This window comes from Sphingomonas sp. J344, assembly GCF_024700005.1.
Taxonomy (GTDB): domain Bacteria; phylum Pseudomonadota; class Alphaproteobacteria; order Sphingomonadales; family Sphingomonadaceae; genus Sphingomonas.
The window spans coordinates 288,338-304,528 of record NZ_JAJONB010000001.1 but is presented as its reverse complement, the minus strand read 5'-3'; the positions used below and the strand labels follow the sequence as shown (position 1 = coordinate 304,528).

The 16,191-nt window shown below is 61.9% G+C and carries 17 protein-coding genes and 1 pseudogene; 9 read left to right on the top strand and 9 right to left on the bottom strand.

The features are described from left to right. Nucleotide 1 precedes the first annotated feature (1 nt). Both LRS12_RS01565 and LRS12_RS01560 read right to left on the bottom strand, forming a co-directional pair. A pseudogene (locus tag LRS12_RS01565) lies at nt 2-2,021 on the bottom strand (conjugal transfer protein TraG). Nucleotides 2,022-2,556: 535 nt separating this feature from the next. Further along, a complete protein-coding gene (locus LRS12_RS01560; RefSeq protein ID WP_257842983.1) occupies nt 2,557-2,973 on the bottom strand; it encodes a hypothetical protein in 417 nt (138 codons plus the stop codon). A 565-nt stretch (nt 2,974-3,538) separates the two neighbouring features. Here LRS12_RS01560 and LRS12_RS01555 point away from each other — a divergent pair. From LRS12_RS01555 to LRS12_RS19845, 3 genes are all read left to right on the top strand, one after another. Then, on the top strand, nt 3,539-3,736 hold the full coding sequence (locus LRS12_RS01555; protein WP_257842982.1) for a hypothetical protein: 198 nt from the start codon (nt 3,539-3,541) through the stop codon (nt 3,734-3,736). A gap of 3 nt (nt 3,737-3,739) precedes the next feature. Continuing rightward, complete coding sequence (locus tag LRS12_RS01550) at nt 3,740-3,958, top strand: DUF5818 domain-containing protein (RefSeq protein WP_257842981.1); 219 nt, start codon at nt 3,740-3,742, stop codon at nt 3,956-3,958. A gap of 81 nt (nt 3,959-4,039) precedes the next feature. After that, complete coding sequence (locus LRS12_RS19845) at nt 4,040-4,216, top strand: hypothetical protein (protein ID WP_308222953.1); 177 nt, start codon at nt 4,040-4,042, stop codon at nt 4,214-4,216. 164 nt (nt 4,217-4,380) lie between these two features. On the opposite strand, the gene LRS12_RS01540 is transcribed toward LRS12_RS19845, so the two are convergent. From LRS12_RS01540 to alr, 4 genes are all read right to left on the bottom strand, one after another. Next, nucleotides 4,381-5,928: an MFS transporter gene (locus LRS12_RS01540; protein ID WP_257842980.1), complete on the bottom strand. Its 1,548-nt coding sequence runs from the start codon at nt 5,926-5,928 to the stop codon at nt 4,381-4,383. Between the two features lie 228 nt (nt 5,929-6,156). Continuing rightward, nucleotides 6,157-6,504, bottom strand: coding sequence for a RidA family protein (locus tag LRS12_RS01535; protein WP_257842979.1), 348 nt, complete (start codon nt 6,502-6,504; stop codon nt 6,157-6,159). Nucleotides 6,505-6,524: 20 nt separating this feature from the next. Continuing rightward, nucleotides 6,525-7,781, bottom strand: a complete 1,257-nt coding sequence (locus tag LRS12_RS01530) for a D-amino acid dehydrogenase (RefSeq protein ID WP_257842978.1) — start codon at nt 7,779-7,781, stop codon at nt 6,525-6,527. Continuing rightward, nucleotides 7,778-8,920, bottom strand: coding sequence for an alanine racemase (gene alr, locus LRS12_RS01525; protein WP_257842977.1), 1,143 nt, complete (start codon nt 8,918-8,920; stop codon nt 7,778-7,780). The genes LRS12_RS01530 and alr overlap by 4 nt, the downstream gene beginning before the upstream one ends. Nucleotides 8,921-9,038: 118 nt before the next feature. Between alr and LRS12_RS01520 the strand changes: the two genes are divergently transcribed. The 4 genes from LRS12_RS01520 (at nt 9,039) to rnk (ending at nt 11,103) form a co-directional block, all read left to right on the top strand. Then, the gene (locus tag LRS12_RS01520; protein ID WP_257842976.1) at nt 9,039-9,485 is read left to right on the top strand and encodes an Lrp/AsnC family transcriptional regulator; all 447 of its coding nucleotides are present in this window, start codon (nt 9,039-9,041) and stop codon (nt 9,483-9,485) included. Nucleotides 9,486-9,530: 45 nt separating this feature from the next. Beyond that, on the top strand, nt 9,531-9,701 hold the full coding sequence (locus LRS12_RS01515) for a hypothetical protein (protein ID WP_257842975.1): 171 nt from the start codon (nt 9,531-9,533) through the stop codon (nt 9,699-9,701). 452 nt (nt 9,702-10,153) lie between these two features. Beyond that, entirely contained in the window at nt 10,154-10,486 is a 333-nt protein-coding gene (locus LRS12_RS01510; protein ID WP_257842974.1) for a hypothetical protein, read from the top strand. 200 nt (nt 10,487-10,686) lie between these two features. After that, nucleotides 10,687-11,103 (top strand): nucleoside diphosphate kinase regulator, encoded by a 417-nt coding sequence (gene rnk, locus LRS12_RS01505; RefSeq protein ID WP_257842973.1) that lies wholly within the window; start codon nt 10,687-10,689, stop codon nt 11,101-11,103. Nucleotides 11,104-11,353: 250 nt separating this feature from the next. On the opposite strand, the gene LRS12_RS01500 is transcribed toward rnk, so the two are convergent. The 3 genes from LRS12_RS01500 to LRS12_RS01490 all read right to left on the bottom strand — a co-directional run bounded on the left by LRS12_RS01500 (nt 11,354) and on the right by LRS12_RS01490 (nt 14,116). Next, a complete protein-coding gene (locus LRS12_RS01500) occupies nt 11,354-12,274 on the bottom strand; it encodes a cation diffusion facilitator family transporter (protein ID WP_257842971.1) in 921 nt (306 codons plus the stop codon). Then, nucleotides 12,271-12,720, bottom strand: a complete 450-nt coding sequence (locus LRS12_RS01495; RefSeq protein WP_257842970.1) for a hypothetical protein — start codon at nt 12,718-12,720, stop codon at nt 12,271-12,273. The genes LRS12_RS01500 and LRS12_RS01495 overlap by 4 nt, the downstream gene beginning before the upstream one ends. 520 nt (nt 12,721-13,240) lie before the next feature. After that, the gene (locus LRS12_RS01490; RefSeq protein WP_257842969.1) at nt 13,241-14,116 is read right to left on the bottom strand and encodes a DMT family transporter; all 876 of its coding nucleotides are present in this window, start codon (nt 14,114-14,116) and stop codon (nt 13,241-13,243) included. A gap of 747 nt (nt 14,117-14,863) precedes the next feature. On the opposite strand from LRS12_RS01490, the gene LRS12_RS01485 reads away from it, so the two are divergent. Together LRS12_RS01485 and LRS12_RS01480 are read left to right on the top strand one after the other, a co-directional pair. Next, nucleotides 14,864-15,310: a hypothetical protein gene (locus LRS12_RS01485; RefSeq protein WP_257842968.1), complete on the top strand. Its 447-nt coding sequence runs from the start codon at nt 14,864-14,866 to the stop codon at nt 15,308-15,310. Further along, complete coding sequence (locus LRS12_RS01480) at nt 15,295-16,131, top strand: uroporphyrinogen-III synthase (protein WP_257842967.1); 837 nt, start codon at nt 15,295-15,297, stop codon at nt 16,129-16,131. Before LRS12_RS01485 ends, LRS12_RS01480 begins: the two co-directional genes overlap by 16 nt. Nucleotides 16,132-16,191: the final 60 nt, after the last annotated feature.

Sequence of the window (16,191 nt, the reverse complement as noted above, 5' to 3'; positions counted from 1 at the left end):
CTCAGTCTCCAAGGCTGAGATCGGGGCCGCCGCGGCCCGCGGCTTCGAGGCCGTAGACGCTGCGCGCGGTGCCGAGTGCGCGGGCCTGATCCATGGCGCGCTGGTCGGTGACGGCCTCGCCATCCTCGTCGCACAGCCCGCCGAGCGGATCGGGGTTTTGCGCCGGAGCAAGCGGCGGACCTTCAAGCGCCAGCTCGGGCTCGCGCACCTGTTCGCGCCCGCTGGCCGCAACCGCTTCATCCGAGACGTCGGGCTGCGTCTCACTGGGCGCGCTGCGGGACGACCAGTCATCGCTGCGAGGTTCTGGCAGATCATGCCGACCGCTCCCCCGCTTCGGGCGGCGCAATGACGCGCTGGATGAAATTGGGGTCCTCATAATAGCGCAGCTTGTGCGCCCGGATCGGCGGGATCCCCGCGACCAGCACGAGTTCGTCCTGCGCGGGAAGCTGCATGACCTCGCCCGGTGTCAGCAGGGCGCGGGCGGTCTCCTGGCGGCTGACCATGACATGGCCGAGCCAGGGCGCGAGGCGGTGCCCGGCATAGTTGCGCATCGCGCGCTGCTCTGTCGCGGTACCCAATGCATCGGAGATGCGCTTTGCCGTGCGCTCGTCGTTGGACGCGAAGGCGACGCGGACATGGCAGTTGTCGAGGATCGAATTGTGCTCACCATAGGCCTTTTCGATCTGGTTGAGGCTCTGCGCGATCAGGAAGGCGCGAACACCATAGCCGGCGAGAAAGGCGAGGCTGGTCTCGAAGAAATCGAGCCGACCGAGAGCAGGGAACTCGTCGAGCATCAGCAGCAATTTGTGGCGGCCGGGTTTCCCGGCCGCCTCGAGATCCTCGGTCAGGCGACGGCCGATCTGATTGAGGATCAGGCGGATCAGCGGCTTGGTCCGGCTGATGTCTGAGGGCGGTACGACCAGATAGAGCGACACCGGGGCCCGTGCCGCGACCAGATCGGCAATCCGCCAGTCCGAGACAGAGGTAACCGCCGCGATGGTGGGGTCGCGATAGAGACCAAGAAAGCTCATCGCGGTCGAGAGAACGCCCGAGCGCTCATTGTCCGACTTGTTGAGCAGCTCACGTGCGGCGCTTGCGACAACGGGATGGACGCGGGGGTTCTCGATCGTGCCGAGATGGTTGGTGGTCATCATGACGCGCAACGTCGCGGCGAAGGAGCGTTCGGGGTCGGAGAGGAAGGTTGCGACCCGTGCGAGCGTTTTCTCGCGCTCGGCATAAAGGACATGGAGGATCGCGCCGACCAGCAGTGCGTGCGAGGTCTTTTCCCAGTGGTTGCGGCGTTCGAGCGCGCCTTCGGGATCGACCAGGATGTCGGCGATATTCTGGACGTCGCGCACTTCGCATTCGCCGCTGCGCACCTCGAGCAGGGGATTGTAGCGCGTGGAGTCCGTGTCGGTCGGATCGAACCGCAGGCAATGCGAGAAGCGCGCGCGCCAGCCGGCGGTCAGCTGCCAGTTCTCACCCTTGATGTCGTGGACGACGGTCGATCCGCTCCAGCCGAGCAGGGTCGGGACAACCAGGCCGACACCCTTGCCCGAACGGGTCGGCGCGAACGCCATGATATGTTCTGGACCGTCATGGCGCAGATAGCGGTCGCCGAGGCGGCCCAGAAAGGCGCCCGCGTCGCCGAGCAGGCCGCCGCGCTCGACCTCGCGGCGGGTGGCCCAGCGCGCCGATCCATAGGTTGTGACGCGCTTGCTGTGGCGCGCACGCCAGAGCGAACCTGCGATCGCGGCGGCGCAGCCGGCAAATCCGCTTCCTCCGGCAATCATCCCCGCGCGATCGAAGATCGCGGGCGCATAGGCTTCGAAATGAAACCACCAGCGAAACAGCGCCCAGGGGCGATAAAGGGGTACGCCGAACAGCTTCGCCCATGGGGCACCAAGCTCGGGCTGATAGGCCAGCTGCGCTGCGGTCCATTGGGTTGCGAACCAGATGCCGCACAGCACGATTGCGAAGACGAGCAGGATCTGGCCGATGAGAAGTCTGGTCGGGGTCATGTAAGCCTCCGCCCGCGCGACTCGTTCGCCGGGCACGGCTCGCATCTTCCCGCCAATCAGAACGAGGCATCAGTCATCCGCTGGGGCATGCAGGGTACGGATCAGGGCATCCTGGCCCGGAAACGACGATTTGTGGTCTGCGATGCTTGTCCCGGCGAAGGCTAGCGAGCGACTTCGACCCCGTCCCGACACCGAACGAGCGCGGCAAGCCAGTTGGCCACGCGTCGTCCCACCATGTTCAGCGTCGCGAGAATGGGACCGGCGGAAGCGCGCGAAGCTCGCGATCGAGTTTGGTCACGCGGCCATCCTCATTGTGGCGCACGGCGTCGCAAATCGCGTCGAGCAACGCTCGCTCGCGCTCCTGCGGGTGCAGCGAGACCTGACGATTGACCAAAGATTTCCTCCGAATCGGACAGAAGAATATCGCATCCGGCGGCACATTCGCAGTACGGACTTACCCGTATCGGTCGATGAAGTCAGATTGACCATGCCACCGCAGCAGTGTCATTCGCAGTGCGCGCGCATCGCTCGCACGTCACAGGCGGAAGGTTACCGAGACCGGGCAATGATCCGAAGGATGCTGGGCTTCCGGAAGCCCGTAGCGATATTCGTCGAACGATCCCGGCTGAACCAACGAAGTGGCTACCGCTCCCGTGACGATGTGATCGATGAACTCGCGATAGCGCGCTTTGCAGGCCGCCGCGCGCCCGTCCCCTGCGATATCGAGATCGGCCCCGACAGGATCGCCGTCGTCGATTTCAGAGTAGAAGGCGTCGCCGCGCGCGGCGATGCGGCGGTTCCAGTCGCCGAGCACGGCGAATGCATAACCCTCGCCAGCCCGCGCATCGATCCAGCGCTCGAGAACCGGCAACTGGCTAAAGAGGACCGGACAGTCGCGATCGGTGGGCGCATTGCCCGAGTTGCATCCTGACTTGAGATGCACGCCGAGCAACCGCAGCGGTCGCCGACCCTCGATGGTGATGTCGACTCCCAGCGAAGGTCCGGGTTGCCGAGACCTAGCGCGGAAAAATCTGTATGGCGGGTCCAGCGCAGCCCCTTGCGGACCGCGAACCCCACACCCTGGTGGCGGATCTGCTGGCCGGGCGCGCCATAGCAGGAGTCGCCACGGCGTGTCTGTGGCCGCGCCGACATGACCACATCATAGCTGGCAGGATCGAATACGCGCTCGGCTGTTGCGCGGCTCTCGACCTCTTGGAACGCAATCACGTCGGCACCAAGCGCGACGGCATGCGCGCGCAGCGCAGCATAGTCTGCATCGCTGCGCGGTCGACAGCCTTCACCATTGCGCTCCGCGAGATGCTCGAGATTCCAGGTCACGACCTTAATCGTCTGCGGTGCAGGCGCGTCGGAGCCCCCGGAGGCAGGCGCCAGGCAACCGCCAAGTGAAAGCGCGGCGGCCAACGGAAGCAACATCGATCTCATCCGAACGCCCTACCGGAAGATCCGCAGTATCGGAATGCTATGCAGGCAATCGGCGCGACGCTATCCTGGGTTCAATGATCGACGATCGTGAACTCTGGGCCTGCGCCAACCTGCTGATTGAGCAGCATGGCGATCAGGCCTGGCTGGTGGCAGCGCAGCGCGCAGACGCGCTGCTCGAGCAAGGCGAAATCGCAGGCCACTACACGTTTCTCGGTATTCTCGAGCGGATCAAGGAGCTCGAACAGACAAAACCCGATGGGACGGTTCACTGAGCCATGCCCAACGGAACGCGCCATCGACTTACCGGGCGGCTTGCAGAGTCCCAGCGCGGCTATGTCCTGCGGATCGATGACGGCGGCGTTTACGCCCTCGACATCGGCCGCGAAGCACGCAAGCTGGTAGGCCAGCGCGTCACGGTCGAAGGGACGCGCTCGGGTTTCGATCGGATTGACGTGGACTGGATCGGAACCGCAGAGGGCGGCAAGGCAGTTTGACGACCAGTTGATCGGCGCTATTTTGCCAGCCGTGATCTCGCGTCTGTGTCACCCGAGGCGCTAGCGGCAGGCGTCGAACATGTGCGGGTCGATCTTGGGCTCGAAACCGATCCCGCGCGGCGCTTCGCCCTTTGGGCAATCCTGTTCATGCTCGATGCGGCGCCGGACCTGGAATCGACGTTCGAGAACGCTGCCGAGCGCGAGGCTGCTCGCAATTTCATGGATATCATGGACGCTGGGACTGACGCTTCGAGCTAGCGGCGATCCCGAGCAGGACGCGTGACTGCATTGCGCCCTAAGTGCCGTCGTTCGCCATCCCTCCGATCAGTCCCAAAAGCGGCCACTCACTCAGGCGGCGGGGAAAAGGGTTTCGCTAGAAACCTGATTTGCAGGGGCAAGTTGATAAGCGATCGAGCGTCGCTCTACTCCGCTTCCAACTCGCGGAGGCTGCGTCCCTGGGTTTCGCGCCCGAACCAGGCGATCATTCCGGCAGAAACCGCCGTCGGAACCACCAGCGCCAGCGCTGCACCCACCAGCGTCGGGGCGAAGCCCGCGAGGGCCGCAACCTGTACTGCGACCCCGCCGAACTTACTGCTTCCCGCGACCAACCCCGTCGCTCGACCTCGGGTGCCGAGCGGATAGTTTTCCGCCGTGTAGGGCAGCAGCACCGCGATCGTCCCGTTGGTGCCGATGATCAGCATCGCGATAACCGCGATCAGTACCGGTTCCCAGCTTAGCAGCCACGGGGGCAGCATCGCACCGATAAGGCCGGCAAAGGTCAGGCTGACTGTGCCAACAAGTGTCCATTTGCTGCTCCGACGGGCATAGAACAGCGCGGCCAGCAAGACGGTGGGGAATGCGAGCAGCGATGATTTGGCGAGAATTCCGCTCGCCACTTCGGCGCTATAGCCGCGGACCTGCAGGTCCGATGGAAGCCACAGCAGCAGCCCGAAATTGACGAAACTCCAGCACAGCGCAGTCATGACCAGCGCGGCAGTGAGGCGGTGATGTTCGGTACTTGTTGGCGTATCGGCCGGGGCCTCGATAGGTCGTGGCTTAGGCGCGAGGCCAAAGCGTTTCTGCATTTGCGCCAGTTCGGCCACGCGACCGCGTTCGGCGAGAAAGCGCGGCGTCTCGGGAATGAACCTAGCCAAGGCGAGCAGCAGCAATCCGCTTGGAAAGCCTTGAAGCCAAAGTGCGCGCCACCCGAAGTTCGGCTCGAGAACATAGGCCGCCCCGCTCGCTGCGAGATAGCCTCCGACCAGCCCCATGCCCCCGACCAGCACCAGCACCCAGCTGCGATGGCGCGGCGGCATCACCTCGGCGAGCAGCGTGTAGATCACAGGCAGCATCCCGCCTGCCGATATGCCCATGAGAAAGCACATCACCAGGTTCCAGGCGAAAGCCGGCATCGCCCCGCAGATGGCGGTCGAGACGAACAGAATGGTCGAAAGCAGGATCGATACGCGACGCCCATAGATGTCCGCCAGCCACCCCCACAGGAACGAGCCGACAGTGGTACCGGTGAGCGCGACCAGGGGCAGCAGCGCGACCTGCGAGCGCGCAATTCCGTATTCGGCGGCCATACCGGGCAGCACGAAGCCAAGCGTCGCCGGCTTCATGACGTCGATGATCAGCCCCAGCGTCAGCACCAGCAGGGTTGCCGCATGCCAGCGGCCGAGCGGAGTGGTGTCGGGAGCCTCGTAATTGGTACCGGCATGATCGCCATGGCAACCGCGCACCTTGGGCAACGCCCCGAAACAGGCAAGCGGCACGCCGATCCCGATCAGGGCCATGCCCAGCCCCATGCTGGCGTCCATCGGCATCCCATTGAGATGGTTGCCCATGCTGTGCGCCATTGCCAGCATCGGCAGATGCAGCAGCACCCCGGCGCTGATCGCGGCGCACCCCGCCCAGAAATAGGGGGCGCGCTCTCCGACGATCGATGTGCTTCCCGCTGCTCTCCCCATCGACTCGGACTAGGCGGAAGTCCCCGTCCGGACAAGCTACCTCACCACCGCGGGCCTTGTCCCATTCGGGAAACTGCCATCTTTTTCGCGCGAGGCGCGGCTCGCCGGACGCGCGAACGTTGCGCGTACGGCCTACTGGCTGAATTTCAAAGGATGATCGAAAAGCATGAATGCGCTGCCACCGTGGCTTGCGACGGCCGTTAGTTCAGTGAGCTGCGGCTGTGCCGGTCAGGGCAGAGCAGCGGTGACGATGATCTCGACCTTATAGTCGGGAGTTGCGAGCTTGACCTCGCCAGTGGCACGTGCCGGCGCACTCTCGCCTCCGAGCCACTCTTCCCACACTTCGTTCATCGCAGCGAAGTCTGCCATGTCGGCGAGCCAGATGGTCACTTGCAGCAGCCGGCTACGATCAGTGCCTGTCTCGCCTAAAAGGCGGTCGATCGAGGCGAGAACAGCGCGCGTCTGCGTAGCTGCATCTTCACCGGGCTTTCCGATCTGGCCTGCGAGATAGACGATGCCACCGTGGGTAACCGCCTGGCTCATCCTTGCTCCGCTCTCAAAACGTTTGATCGACATCTGGTGGTCCTTTTGTGCAGTCAGTTTGAATAACGGTCGAGGCCGAGCCCGGCGATGTCGATCGCTGGTCGCTCTCCAGTCATCACGGCGGCAGCGACCGAAACGGAGCCGCATGCCATTGTCCATCCGAGGGTACCATGGCCTGTGTTCAGAAACAGATTGGACAGCCGAGTGCGACCGATAATGGGCGGCCCATCAGGTGTCATAGGGCGCAGGCCGCTCCAGAAGTTCGTTGGACCATCCTGCGCGGCTGTCGGAAATAGATCATGCACGCAATGCAGCAGCGTTGCCTCGCGCCGCGACGGAAGTGAGCGATCATAGCCTGAGATTTCTGCCATGCCGCCCACACGGATGCGCTTGCCCAGACGGGTGATGGCGATCTTGTATGTCTCGTCCAGCAACGTCGATACGGGCGCAGAGTCCATGTCGGCCACGCGCAAGGTGATGGAGTAGCCCTTGACCGGGTAGATGGGGAGTCGGACGCCAACTTGGCGGGCGAGCAACGGCGAGTGGCTGCCGAGCGCAAGGAGGTATGCATCGCCGCGGATCACACCTTTGCTGGTCTGCACACCGCTGATCGAGCCGTGCTCTTCTTCAAGACCAAGGATTTCCGTCGAGTAACTGAACTCAACTCCGGCACTCGAGAGCCGCTCCGCGAGACGCGCGGTGAAGAGGTGGCAGTCTCCCGTCTCGTCGTTAGGAAGGCGCAGCCCGCCCGCGATACGATCTCGCGCGGCGGCGAGACCTGGTTCGGCAGCTACGCACCCTTGCCTGTCCAGCAACTCGAACGGCACACCGTATGACCTGAGCACTTCTATGTCTTTGCCACTTGCATCCAACTGTTTGGCTGTCCGGAAAAGTTGCAACGTCCCGCGTGATCGCTCGTCATATGCGATGCCTAGAGAAGCACGAATGTGAATGAGCTCGTCACGGCTGAACTCGGCTAGGCGAACCATCCGACTCTTGTTCAGCGCATATCTGGCCTCCGTGCAGTTGCGGAGCATGGCAGCCAGCCAAGTGACCATAGCGAGATCGGCTGCGGGCCGGACGATAAGCGGAGCGTGCCGCAACATCAGCCAGCGGATCGCTTTCATGGGAATGCCCGGCGCTGCCCATGGCGACGCGTAACCCGGCGAGACTTCGCCCGCATTGGCAAAGCTCGTTTCGAGTGCCGCGCCGGGCTGGCGGTCGATTACAACGACTTCGTGTCCCGCCCGCCGCAGATAGTGCGCTGACGTAATGCCAATCACGCCAGCCCCCAGAATAACGGCTTTCATCGTCCGTCTCCCGGCGTCAGCGCAGTGCCGGCATTGCCATCAAGGTAGACGCGCGCATGGCGACGCCCCAGTTGCGTCAAGATTTCGTAGGGGATTGTCTCTGCGTCGCCGGCGACATCCTCAAGCGACTGCATAGGACCAATGAGATCGACGAAGTCACCTTCATGCAGGTCGCCGGCAGCTACATCCGAAATGTCGATGGTCATGCTGTCCATCGAAATCCTACCGACGATGGGTAACCGGATGTCACGGAACCATGCGGCGCCGACGTTACCAAGACGACGGGGCCAACCATCGGCATAGCCGACACCGATGGTCGCGAGCCGCCGAGAATTTGGCGTCGCGTAAGTGTGGCCGTAACCGACCGCGCTGCCCCCAGGAAGTTGGCGAATTTGGATGATCCGGCTGCGAAGGCTCACAGCCGGCATGATACCGAGGTACTCGGATTGTGGCAGAACGCCGTAAAGCGCGATGCCCGGGCGGACCAGCTCGAGATGGTAAGCCCCGGACAAGAATGTCCCGCAGCTGTTTGCGATCGAACGCGGGACACCGGGAAATCTGTCGGCGAGTTTGTGGAAGCGGCGCAGTTGCTCTTCGTTGACCGGGAGACGAGGTTCGTCGGCGCACGCCAAGTGCGTCAGGACCAGTCTCAAATCCAGCTCGTCCGATAATGAGCGATCCTCAGCTAATTGCTCGACCACCGCTTCCGATATGCCCAGCCGCGACATTCCGGTTTCGATCTGGATCGCCGCAGGCAACGCGGAACAGCGCCGGCGTGCCTCAGAGCGCCACCGTTCAATCTGCACGTGCGAATTGAGCACGGGGACAAAGCCGGCATCTGCACAGGCAGCCTCACCCCCGGGATCGATGCCGTTCAGGATGAATATGGTGCAATCCACCGACAATGTCGGGTGCAAATCCATCGCTTCGCACAGCTGAGCGGCGAAGAACGTGCGACACCCTTCGCGATACAGCGCAGACACGATTGGCCTAGCGCCGAGACCGTAAGCATCGGCCTTGACGACGGCCGCGCACTCCGTCGGCGAAACGTGGTCGCGCAGCACGCGGTAATTCGCACGCAAGGCGCTCAGATCGATAACGAGCCGGCTCGAGAATGTTGGGCACCCGATCATGTCCATCACTTCCCCCGAAGGCAGTCTGGACGAAGCCGATGCGCTTTTTTAACCGATTCTGCGTAGAACTCTGCTATTTTGGGCAGAAGGTTGCATATATTGCGATAATTTGGAGGAATGCGCGATGACCGCACTCGACAGTATAGACCGCAGAATCCTGAACCAACTCCGTTTGAATGCGCGCGCCACGAACAGCGCGTTGGCGAAAGAGGTCGGGCTATCTGAGTCGGCGTGTCTCAGAAGGCTGAAGCTCCTCGAGCGCAGCGGTGTAATCCGCGGATACACGGCAATCATCTCCAGCGGCGATCCGGAAGAAGGCATCGATGCCGTTGTGCAGGTTGAGCTGGAAAGACAAACCGAGGAGTATCTGGCGCGGTTTGAAGCGGCGATGCGCAATCATGCCGAGATCCGGGAATGGTATCTGCTAAGCGGCGCTGGGGACTACATGCTCCGTCTGCGTGTTTCCGACATGGAGGATTACGCACTTTTCCATCGTGATGTGCTGTCACGGCTTCCTGGCGTCTCAAGGATCAACTCTAGCTTCGCTATGAGAAGCCATCGCAAGGCCTGAAGCGGCATTGGCCAAAACTGCCGCATTTGCGCGTGGCGAGAGCGGTTGTGGCCGATGTTCCCAAAAAAGCCAGCACAGCGAGATGATCGTGATGATGGCGACCGCGATCTGGGCGGAATTGATCAGCCGCCGAGCAGGAAAAATCTGGTGGTCGCACAGAAACTGGTCGAGCTTGCTCCGAACGACTTCGCTGGACCGAAGCCGCCGAAGCTGTGACGGTGTGGCTTTCCGAACGAAGGCGAGCACCTCCCGGAAGTCGGTGTGCGACAGCACGGGATATCGTGAGAGGAGAACGGCAACACGGCCGTCCGGGTAGGCGGCGGCGCTGATGCCAAACTCATTATGCCTGCGGCGCGTCTTCTTGCGCCGAGGTTGCAGCAGGGATGTCCGCCGACCAATGCGAGATGACATTCTATGACTCCGGAAAACCTCCGGCGGACCGATCAAGGCACGGCGCCCATTCCGCCCATTGGCGATCTACGGTTCAGTAGAGATCGCGACCGTTAGCCGGACGCGGGATCGAACGCGCCCGGCGTCAGTCGCCGAATTTGAGGGGATGATCCCTGCCTTGGTGGAACCCGCGTGTCATGCCGCTAAGGTTAGCCCTACCAGTAATTTAAGCAAGTCCCGTGCTACATCGTCAAGAAAACACAACGAGTTAGTCATCTATGCTGAAACTGCTGCTGTCCGTCATTGCCGCGCTTGCGATCACGATCGCTACGATCTGGATCAACCCGTCCACAGACGAACGAGCCATGTATGGATTCGAAGGCCCTTTGGAGCAGAATTGGTTGCCGCGCGAGCTAGGTGGATGGCCTGCACCGTTCCTAGCGGACAACCCGAACACATCGGTCATCCACAAGATCGGAGTAGAGGATAACTTCCGCGCCGGCTCCTTTTTGGGCTCGCTGAGTTTTTGGCTCCTCATCGTTTTGATGTCGCAGCGTTTCTGCCGCTGGGTCGCGCGAGCAGTTGGTGCAAGTGGTCGAGATGGCGTTTGACATGCGGTGGCCGCAGGCACATCTTGGGACGATGAAGCTCCGCGTGCGCCATCTCCGACGCCGCCTCCACGCAGGCCAACTCCTCGCGGGCATGTAGCCCCGGGCTCTCCCAAGGCATGTCCCGAAGAGCTCGGGGCCCCTCACATCGCGATATAACGGCTGAGCGCTCAATCTGGCGTCGGCAATCCTGGAGATTTATCATGAGCGCTACGAAAGCGGCATCCAAGCGGCCGCAAATCCATATGATTGAAGAGGAGGCGGACAAGCTGTCCGACCTTGCACTTAGCGTCGAGGACCGGCTTCCGCAGGTTTGCGAGTTGTTGATCCGCGAAACCTCCCGCGCCCGCTTGCACAAAGCAGCAACCATTCCCGCCGATGTGGTCACTATGGGCTCGTCCGTCGAATTTGTGGACGAAGGAACCGGTGCACGCCGCACAGTTCAGCTGGTCTTTCCGCCGGACGCTGACATTTCTGCAGGCAAGGTGTCGATCCTAACTCCTGTCGGAGCGGGGCTTATCGGATTGCGAGAGGGTCAGTCCATCCTTTGGCCCGATCGCGAGGGTAATGAGCGAACGCTGGTGATCGAGAAGGTCATTCAAAAGTCAGCAGCTGCCTAACTGAAAAGTGCCGGTTCGGGATTGGGACCCTCCCTTAGCCGACCGGCGCTCTCGCTCACTTAGTTCGGCTGAATGTCAGATCGAATGGCTTTTCATCAGTTGGCGCAGTTGCTTCCGGAGCGAGGAGCCGCTTAGGTACGCGGAGATCGACGCATAGCCTTCGGCAGCAAGCTTTCGCTCGAGGTCGGGAATGTCCTTGCACGCTCCCCCTTAGCCAGTTGGATGGCGCGCTCGATGATCGGAGTCTCACTCACGCTTTTTCGCTCAGATCGGGCACGAAGCTCACTTGTGCCAGACGCCATGACTTGTCCGGATCGCCGGGCCATATCTCGTTCAGCTCTAGCCCGTGAGTAGGTGCCGCTCCGTGCACTTCGGCATGAATAAATCGGCCTGTGGCGCGAAGACGAACGGATGATTTAGGATACATTCTCTCAAGCGTTGTCTGTAGCGCTCTCGCGTCACGCGCCAGTTCTACCTTCCCGAGCCTTCGCGGCGTGCCGTCGACGAGCTCGGCCGTAGCGACGCGTAACGAGGTGATGCCGTCTTTGAGGATGCTGAATGAAATAAATGCAGCTGCAGCGGCATCCGCCCACCAAAGGCCGAGCGCCACGCCGAGGACGCCCGTGATACCGGCCAGCCCGGTCATCCAGTCCGCCTTCTGCATCATGGCGTCCGTATCGAGCACCTCGTCTTCTAGACGACGCGCGATCGGCTGTTTCATCCGACCCAGGATCATTGGCGGCACGACCGAGTAGACGAGGGCCGCGATCATAACCCAGCCTTGCCATATGTCGCGGCCTGAAATGCTCACCGGCGGCATGGTCGGATGCTCGAGCGCGACTAGCGAGGTCAGCGAGTCGAACACGAGGATCGCGCCGACAGAGCATAGAGCGACCGCCGCGATCAGGGATGAGAGGCTCTGGACGCGGTGGAAACCGAAAGGAAATGCGCGATTCGCTTCCTTTTGCTCGAAGTGCAGCGCCACGAGGAAGACGATGGCGGGGACGAGGCTGAGCACATCTTCGATCAACGCGGTCTTCATTGCCTGGCTGGAGCCCATCACCAGCCACATGACGACAACAACCGATGACATCCAGATGAGCGTCCACCATTCCAGCCGTCGCGCGCGTTGCAGGTCGCGACGGACATGTTCGGGAAGGCGGTCGCTCACTTCGCTGCTCGCTTCAGGAGCATCGCACGCGGCTGAATGAGCGCGATCCAGGCATTCTCCCCGTTGCGGACCACAGCTACCGGTTGTGTATCACCATCTTTCGACTTCATCTGCTCGGGCGAAGGCATGATGGCAACACGGGTGGCCCAGGGTGTATCAGGCGCGAGCTCGCCAACGACGAGGTCGAGATCGCCTCGCTCGATCATGGGCAGCAGCGTCTCCGTCGAGCCACGCACGATGTCGGGATGGCTTCCAGTGTCCGCGGCCACCAAGCCCACGAGTCGATCAAGCGATGGATCATGTGGCGCATTGCCTTCCGCGATGACCCCGGCACGTAACACCTTCGTCTGCCGGACGCGGTCGATTGTGCCTTCTGGATCTTTCGGGATCTCTGAGCATCCGGCCAGCATGAGCAACAAGGCCGTGGCGAAGATTGTGGATTTCATGAGGCTACTCGGTGAGCTGGGGGCGTGGCGGTCACGCTCCCAGCGTTTCGAAATGTAGGTCAGAGTGGCACCGCAGCGATAAACGGGTCCGCATCTCGTCCGTCGCTAGACGCAGGTCCGCGCGTCTGGTCGAGCTTGGTCGCTCTGTCGAAGTACAACTGCGCGAAGCGCCGATGGATCAATGCGATCCCAGTTTCCGACAACGCAGACTTGGCGAGATGATATCGAGCGCGCCGTCTGTAATAGGCGATAGTCTTTTCCGTCATGGAAGGTCCCTTTATGATGCAAGCGGGGGCTGCCGCCCTCCGGGAAGGGCGCCGCGCGGCTTGGGGAGGGAGTGTTGCCTTTGACCGAACGGCGCCCAGTTGGCGGTCGCGTGGGGCGACCGACCGGAGATCCTAGGCGCTGATCTGCGCGCCTAGGGATTCAGGCGCGGGGTGCTGCTACCTGCAGGGATCGTTTCGATCAGGGCGCGGACGGTCGACATGAAGCGATCAAGATGGACTAAGCCTTCTTGAAGTCAAGCCCTGGTGCCAACCACCGCCTTGCGCACCGATGCACAGGCAATGCCAGCGCCGATCAGTGTCACGCCAGCGAAGTGAGACGGGCGGATAGCTTCGCCGAGGAAGATGGCGGCGAGCAGCGCTCCCATGACCGGCATGATGTTGAGGTAGAGACCCGCTGCCGCGGACCCGAGGAGTTCGACCCCGCGATTGTAGCATAGGTAAGCAATTAAGGACGGGAACACACATACATAGGCGATCGCCATCCAGCTTTCCGATCGATTCTCGATCAACCGACCCGAAGCGATCTCGGCGATGTAAAATGGAAGGACAACGACAACGCCCACTGCCAGCGTGGTCGCCAGGAAGCTCAGGGGATGCACGCCTGGCCGTTTGCGAAGCAGCACCGAGTAGAGCGACCATATCACCACAGCGACAGAGATGACGAGATCGCCCGTGTTCATCCTGAGTGCGAGCAGCGAGCCGATATCACCTTTCGAGATGATGACGAGCGCACCGGCGATCGACAGAGCGATTCCCATGACTTGCAGCAGTCGAACTCGTTCGGAGAAAATCAGAATGCCGAGAAGGAGTATCAGACCGGGCTGCAGTGACTGTAGGAGGAGACCATTGACGGCCGTCGTGGTTTGAAGACCAGTGTAGAGTAATGTGTTGAACGCTCCGATGCCCAGCGCTCCGAGCACGATCATCATTCGCCATGAGGCGCGCAACGTTGGGAGGTCGCGGCGAAGATGCGGCCACGCGATCGGCAGGAGGATCAACAGCGCGAGTGTCCAACGCCAGAATGACAAGGCGACCGGAGGGACGAAGTCCCGCGCGCCACGCGCAACGATGGAATTGCCGGCCCAGAAGAGCGCGGTGCATGCCAGCAACAGATAAGGTGAGTGCCAAAGCCTAATGCGGCTATGAACTGATATGGCCTGAGGTTCGCTTGATGATGAGTTCATGATGCGTGCGGCGCCGTTTGCAGCGCCTCTCGATACGGTGGTATGGTGATCCCGTGGAGCGGATCCGGCGGGCCGCGGTACCCGCGAGCTTAGCGTTTCGGACTGCGCTCCGAATGAAGGCGGGGTGGCACATCAGATGAAGCCGTAGACATCGGACCTATCTAGAGGCTTTGCCTTGCTGGGCAAGCTGCTCCACGTATTTGACTTTGTTTCCAGATAGGCCATGATCGGCGGATGTCCTCGCAGGTCCTGATCCGGCACATCGAAGTGCATCCCGGCAGCAGCACCGAGCGCCTGCCTGCCCTGGGCTGAACCTGCTAGCTGCAGGCATCTGACCTAGGGCCCCTCCCCAGTTTAAGCTGGAATCGTGATTACCGATCGCGTGCGCCGACTTGGGTCTGGCCGCGATCGTGCGCGGAGGTTCAAATGGACAGGTTCGTGGTCGAGGCCGACCATCGGGTTGTAGGGATCGCCATTCGCGTTCCCGGAGGATTTCGGTTCGTGTGTTCGGATCCTGATTTCCAGGAGATGGACAGGAAAGTCTTCCCACGCGCGCGTGCGTTGGCGAGCAGTGTTGCAGAGCTGGCAAAGGCGCGTCGCAGCGCGACCAGCACGGTTCACTAGGGAGGGTTAAACGTGAATGCTATCTGTCCCTCCGTCATTGACTCGCTGGTGCACATCTGGACCGCGCTTCACAAGAATCTTGATGTCGAGATCGATGCCGGCAACGCTCGTTATCTGCATGGCGTCGTTTTGAGCATGGATGATGAACTGGTCGCGCGTCTGCTTTCGGCGAAACTGGCGATGTCGCGAATACCCGATGCTCAAAACGACGAAACGCTCGCGCGATGTGGAAGCGACCTAGTCTACTCGGTCCAAGGCCGAACATTGCAGGCAACATTGGTGCACGGAACTGACGTCAGTGAGCGTCGCCTTGGCGTTGGAACCCGCTTTGGGGCCGCGTTGCTGGGCCTTCGACCAGATCAATCGCTGCTTTGGCCGATGGAGCGAGGACGATTGGTAGAGGTGCGCGTGCTGACGATCACATCGCCAAGCCTCTCTCGCCAGCGCCCAATCTCGCCGCTTTTGAGGATGGGAAAGCCATGCGCATTTGGGTGACCCGAACCGAGCCGGACAATCGCTCCACGGCGGCCCGTCTACAAGCTCTCGGGCATGACGTTGTAAGCGTGCCGGTGCTCGGTGTGCGACCGTTCTCGACCGAGCAGCCTGATCTGCTTCCGGACGCCATCGTGTTCACCAGCATGAATGGTGTTCGGCACCATGCCGCTCGCGCGCAATACAAGGCTTTACCTGTGTTCGTAGTTGGGGACGCTACCGCTGGCGCCGCTCGGGATGCAGGGTATTCCGACGTCCGTTCTGCCGGTGGCGACGTTCGAGACCTGCAACGACTGATCTTGAATGACCTGGCTCCGCCTGCCCGCATCGTTCACTTTGGCGCGCGCGAAACGGCTGGGGACCTCAAGGGATTCCTCCGGCGCTTTGGCTATCTGGTGGAACGTCGGATCGTCTACACCGCGCAGGCCGTTGCGATACGCTGGTTGCTGCAAGTGAGGACAGAGCTGCCGTCGATCGACGGTATTTTGGTCCACTCACCACGGGCAGCGGAGCGAGTCGCACGCGTCTTGGCGGGAACCTCATGGCGAGGAAATGTCTGGTGCCTATCGGAGGCATGCGCGCTGCGGTTGACGGATTTGCCGGGAATCCGGTTGCACTTTTCATCCCGTCCCAACGAGGCAGCGCTGATCGAGATGGTCCGTCAGGACCGAGTGATTAGAATGCCGTGTCGCGCATCGCTGCGCGCCGTTTCGGCCGCAACCAGACGAACGTTCGCCTCCGCTCCCTGGCAGCCAGCCAACGACAACCCGGATCTGCCTGGCGAGGATGATGGGCCGAAAACGGATCCGCCCCCCGCCGCTTGAACCATCGGCCTCGACGGACCCCGGGCGTTGACCTTATTGGGGCTCTCCCCAACACAAGGT

What these genes read in the sequence shown, in the direction of transcription:
- LRS12_RS01555 (WP_257842982.1), top strand. Translation starts at nt 3,539, where the DNA reads ATGATCGACGATCGTGAACTCTGGGCCTGCGCCAACCTGCTGATTGAG.
- LRS12_RS01550 (WP_257842981.1), top strand. Translation starts at nt 3,740, where the DNA reads ATGCCCAACGGAACGCGCCATCGACTTACCGGGCGGCTTGCAGAGTCC.
- LRS12_RS01540 (WP_257842980.1), bottom strand. Translation starts at nt 5,928, where the DNA reads ATGGGGAGAGCAGCGGGAAGCACATCGATCGTCGGAGAGCGCGCCCCC.
- LRS12_RS01535 (WP_257842979.1), bottom strand. Translation starts at nt 6,504, where the DNA reads ATGTCGATCAAACGTTTTGAGAGCGGAGCAAGGATGAGCCAGGCGGTT.
- LRS12_RS01530 (WP_257842978.1), bottom strand. Translation starts at nt 7,781, where the DNA reads ATGAAAGCCGTTATTCTGGGGGCTGGCGTGATTGGCATTACGTCAGCG.
- alr (WP_257842977.1), bottom strand. Translation starts at nt 8,920, where the DNA reads ATGGACATGATCGGGTGCCCAACATTCTCGAGCCGGCTCGTTATCGAT.
- LRS12_RS01520 (WP_257842976.1), top strand. Translation starts at nt 9,039, where the DNA reads ATGACCGCACTCGACAGTATAGACCGCAGAATCCTGAACCAACTCCGT.
- LRS12_RS01510 (WP_257842974.1), top strand. Translation starts at nt 10,154, where the DNA reads ATGCTGAAACTGCTGCTGTCCGTCATTGCCGCGCTTGCGATCACGATC.
- rnk (WP_257842973.1), top strand. Translation starts at nt 10,687, where the DNA reads ATGAGCGCTACGAAAGCGGCATCCAAGCGGCCGCAAATCCATATGATT.
- LRS12_RS01495 (WP_257842970.1), bottom strand. Translation starts at nt 12,720, where the DNA reads ATGAAATCCACAATCTTCGCCACGGCCTTGTTGCTCATGCTGGCCGGA.
- LRS12_RS01480 (WP_257842967.1), top strand. Translation starts at nt 15,295, where the DNA reads ATGCGCATTTGGGTGACCCGAACCGAGCCGGACAATCGCTCCACGGCG.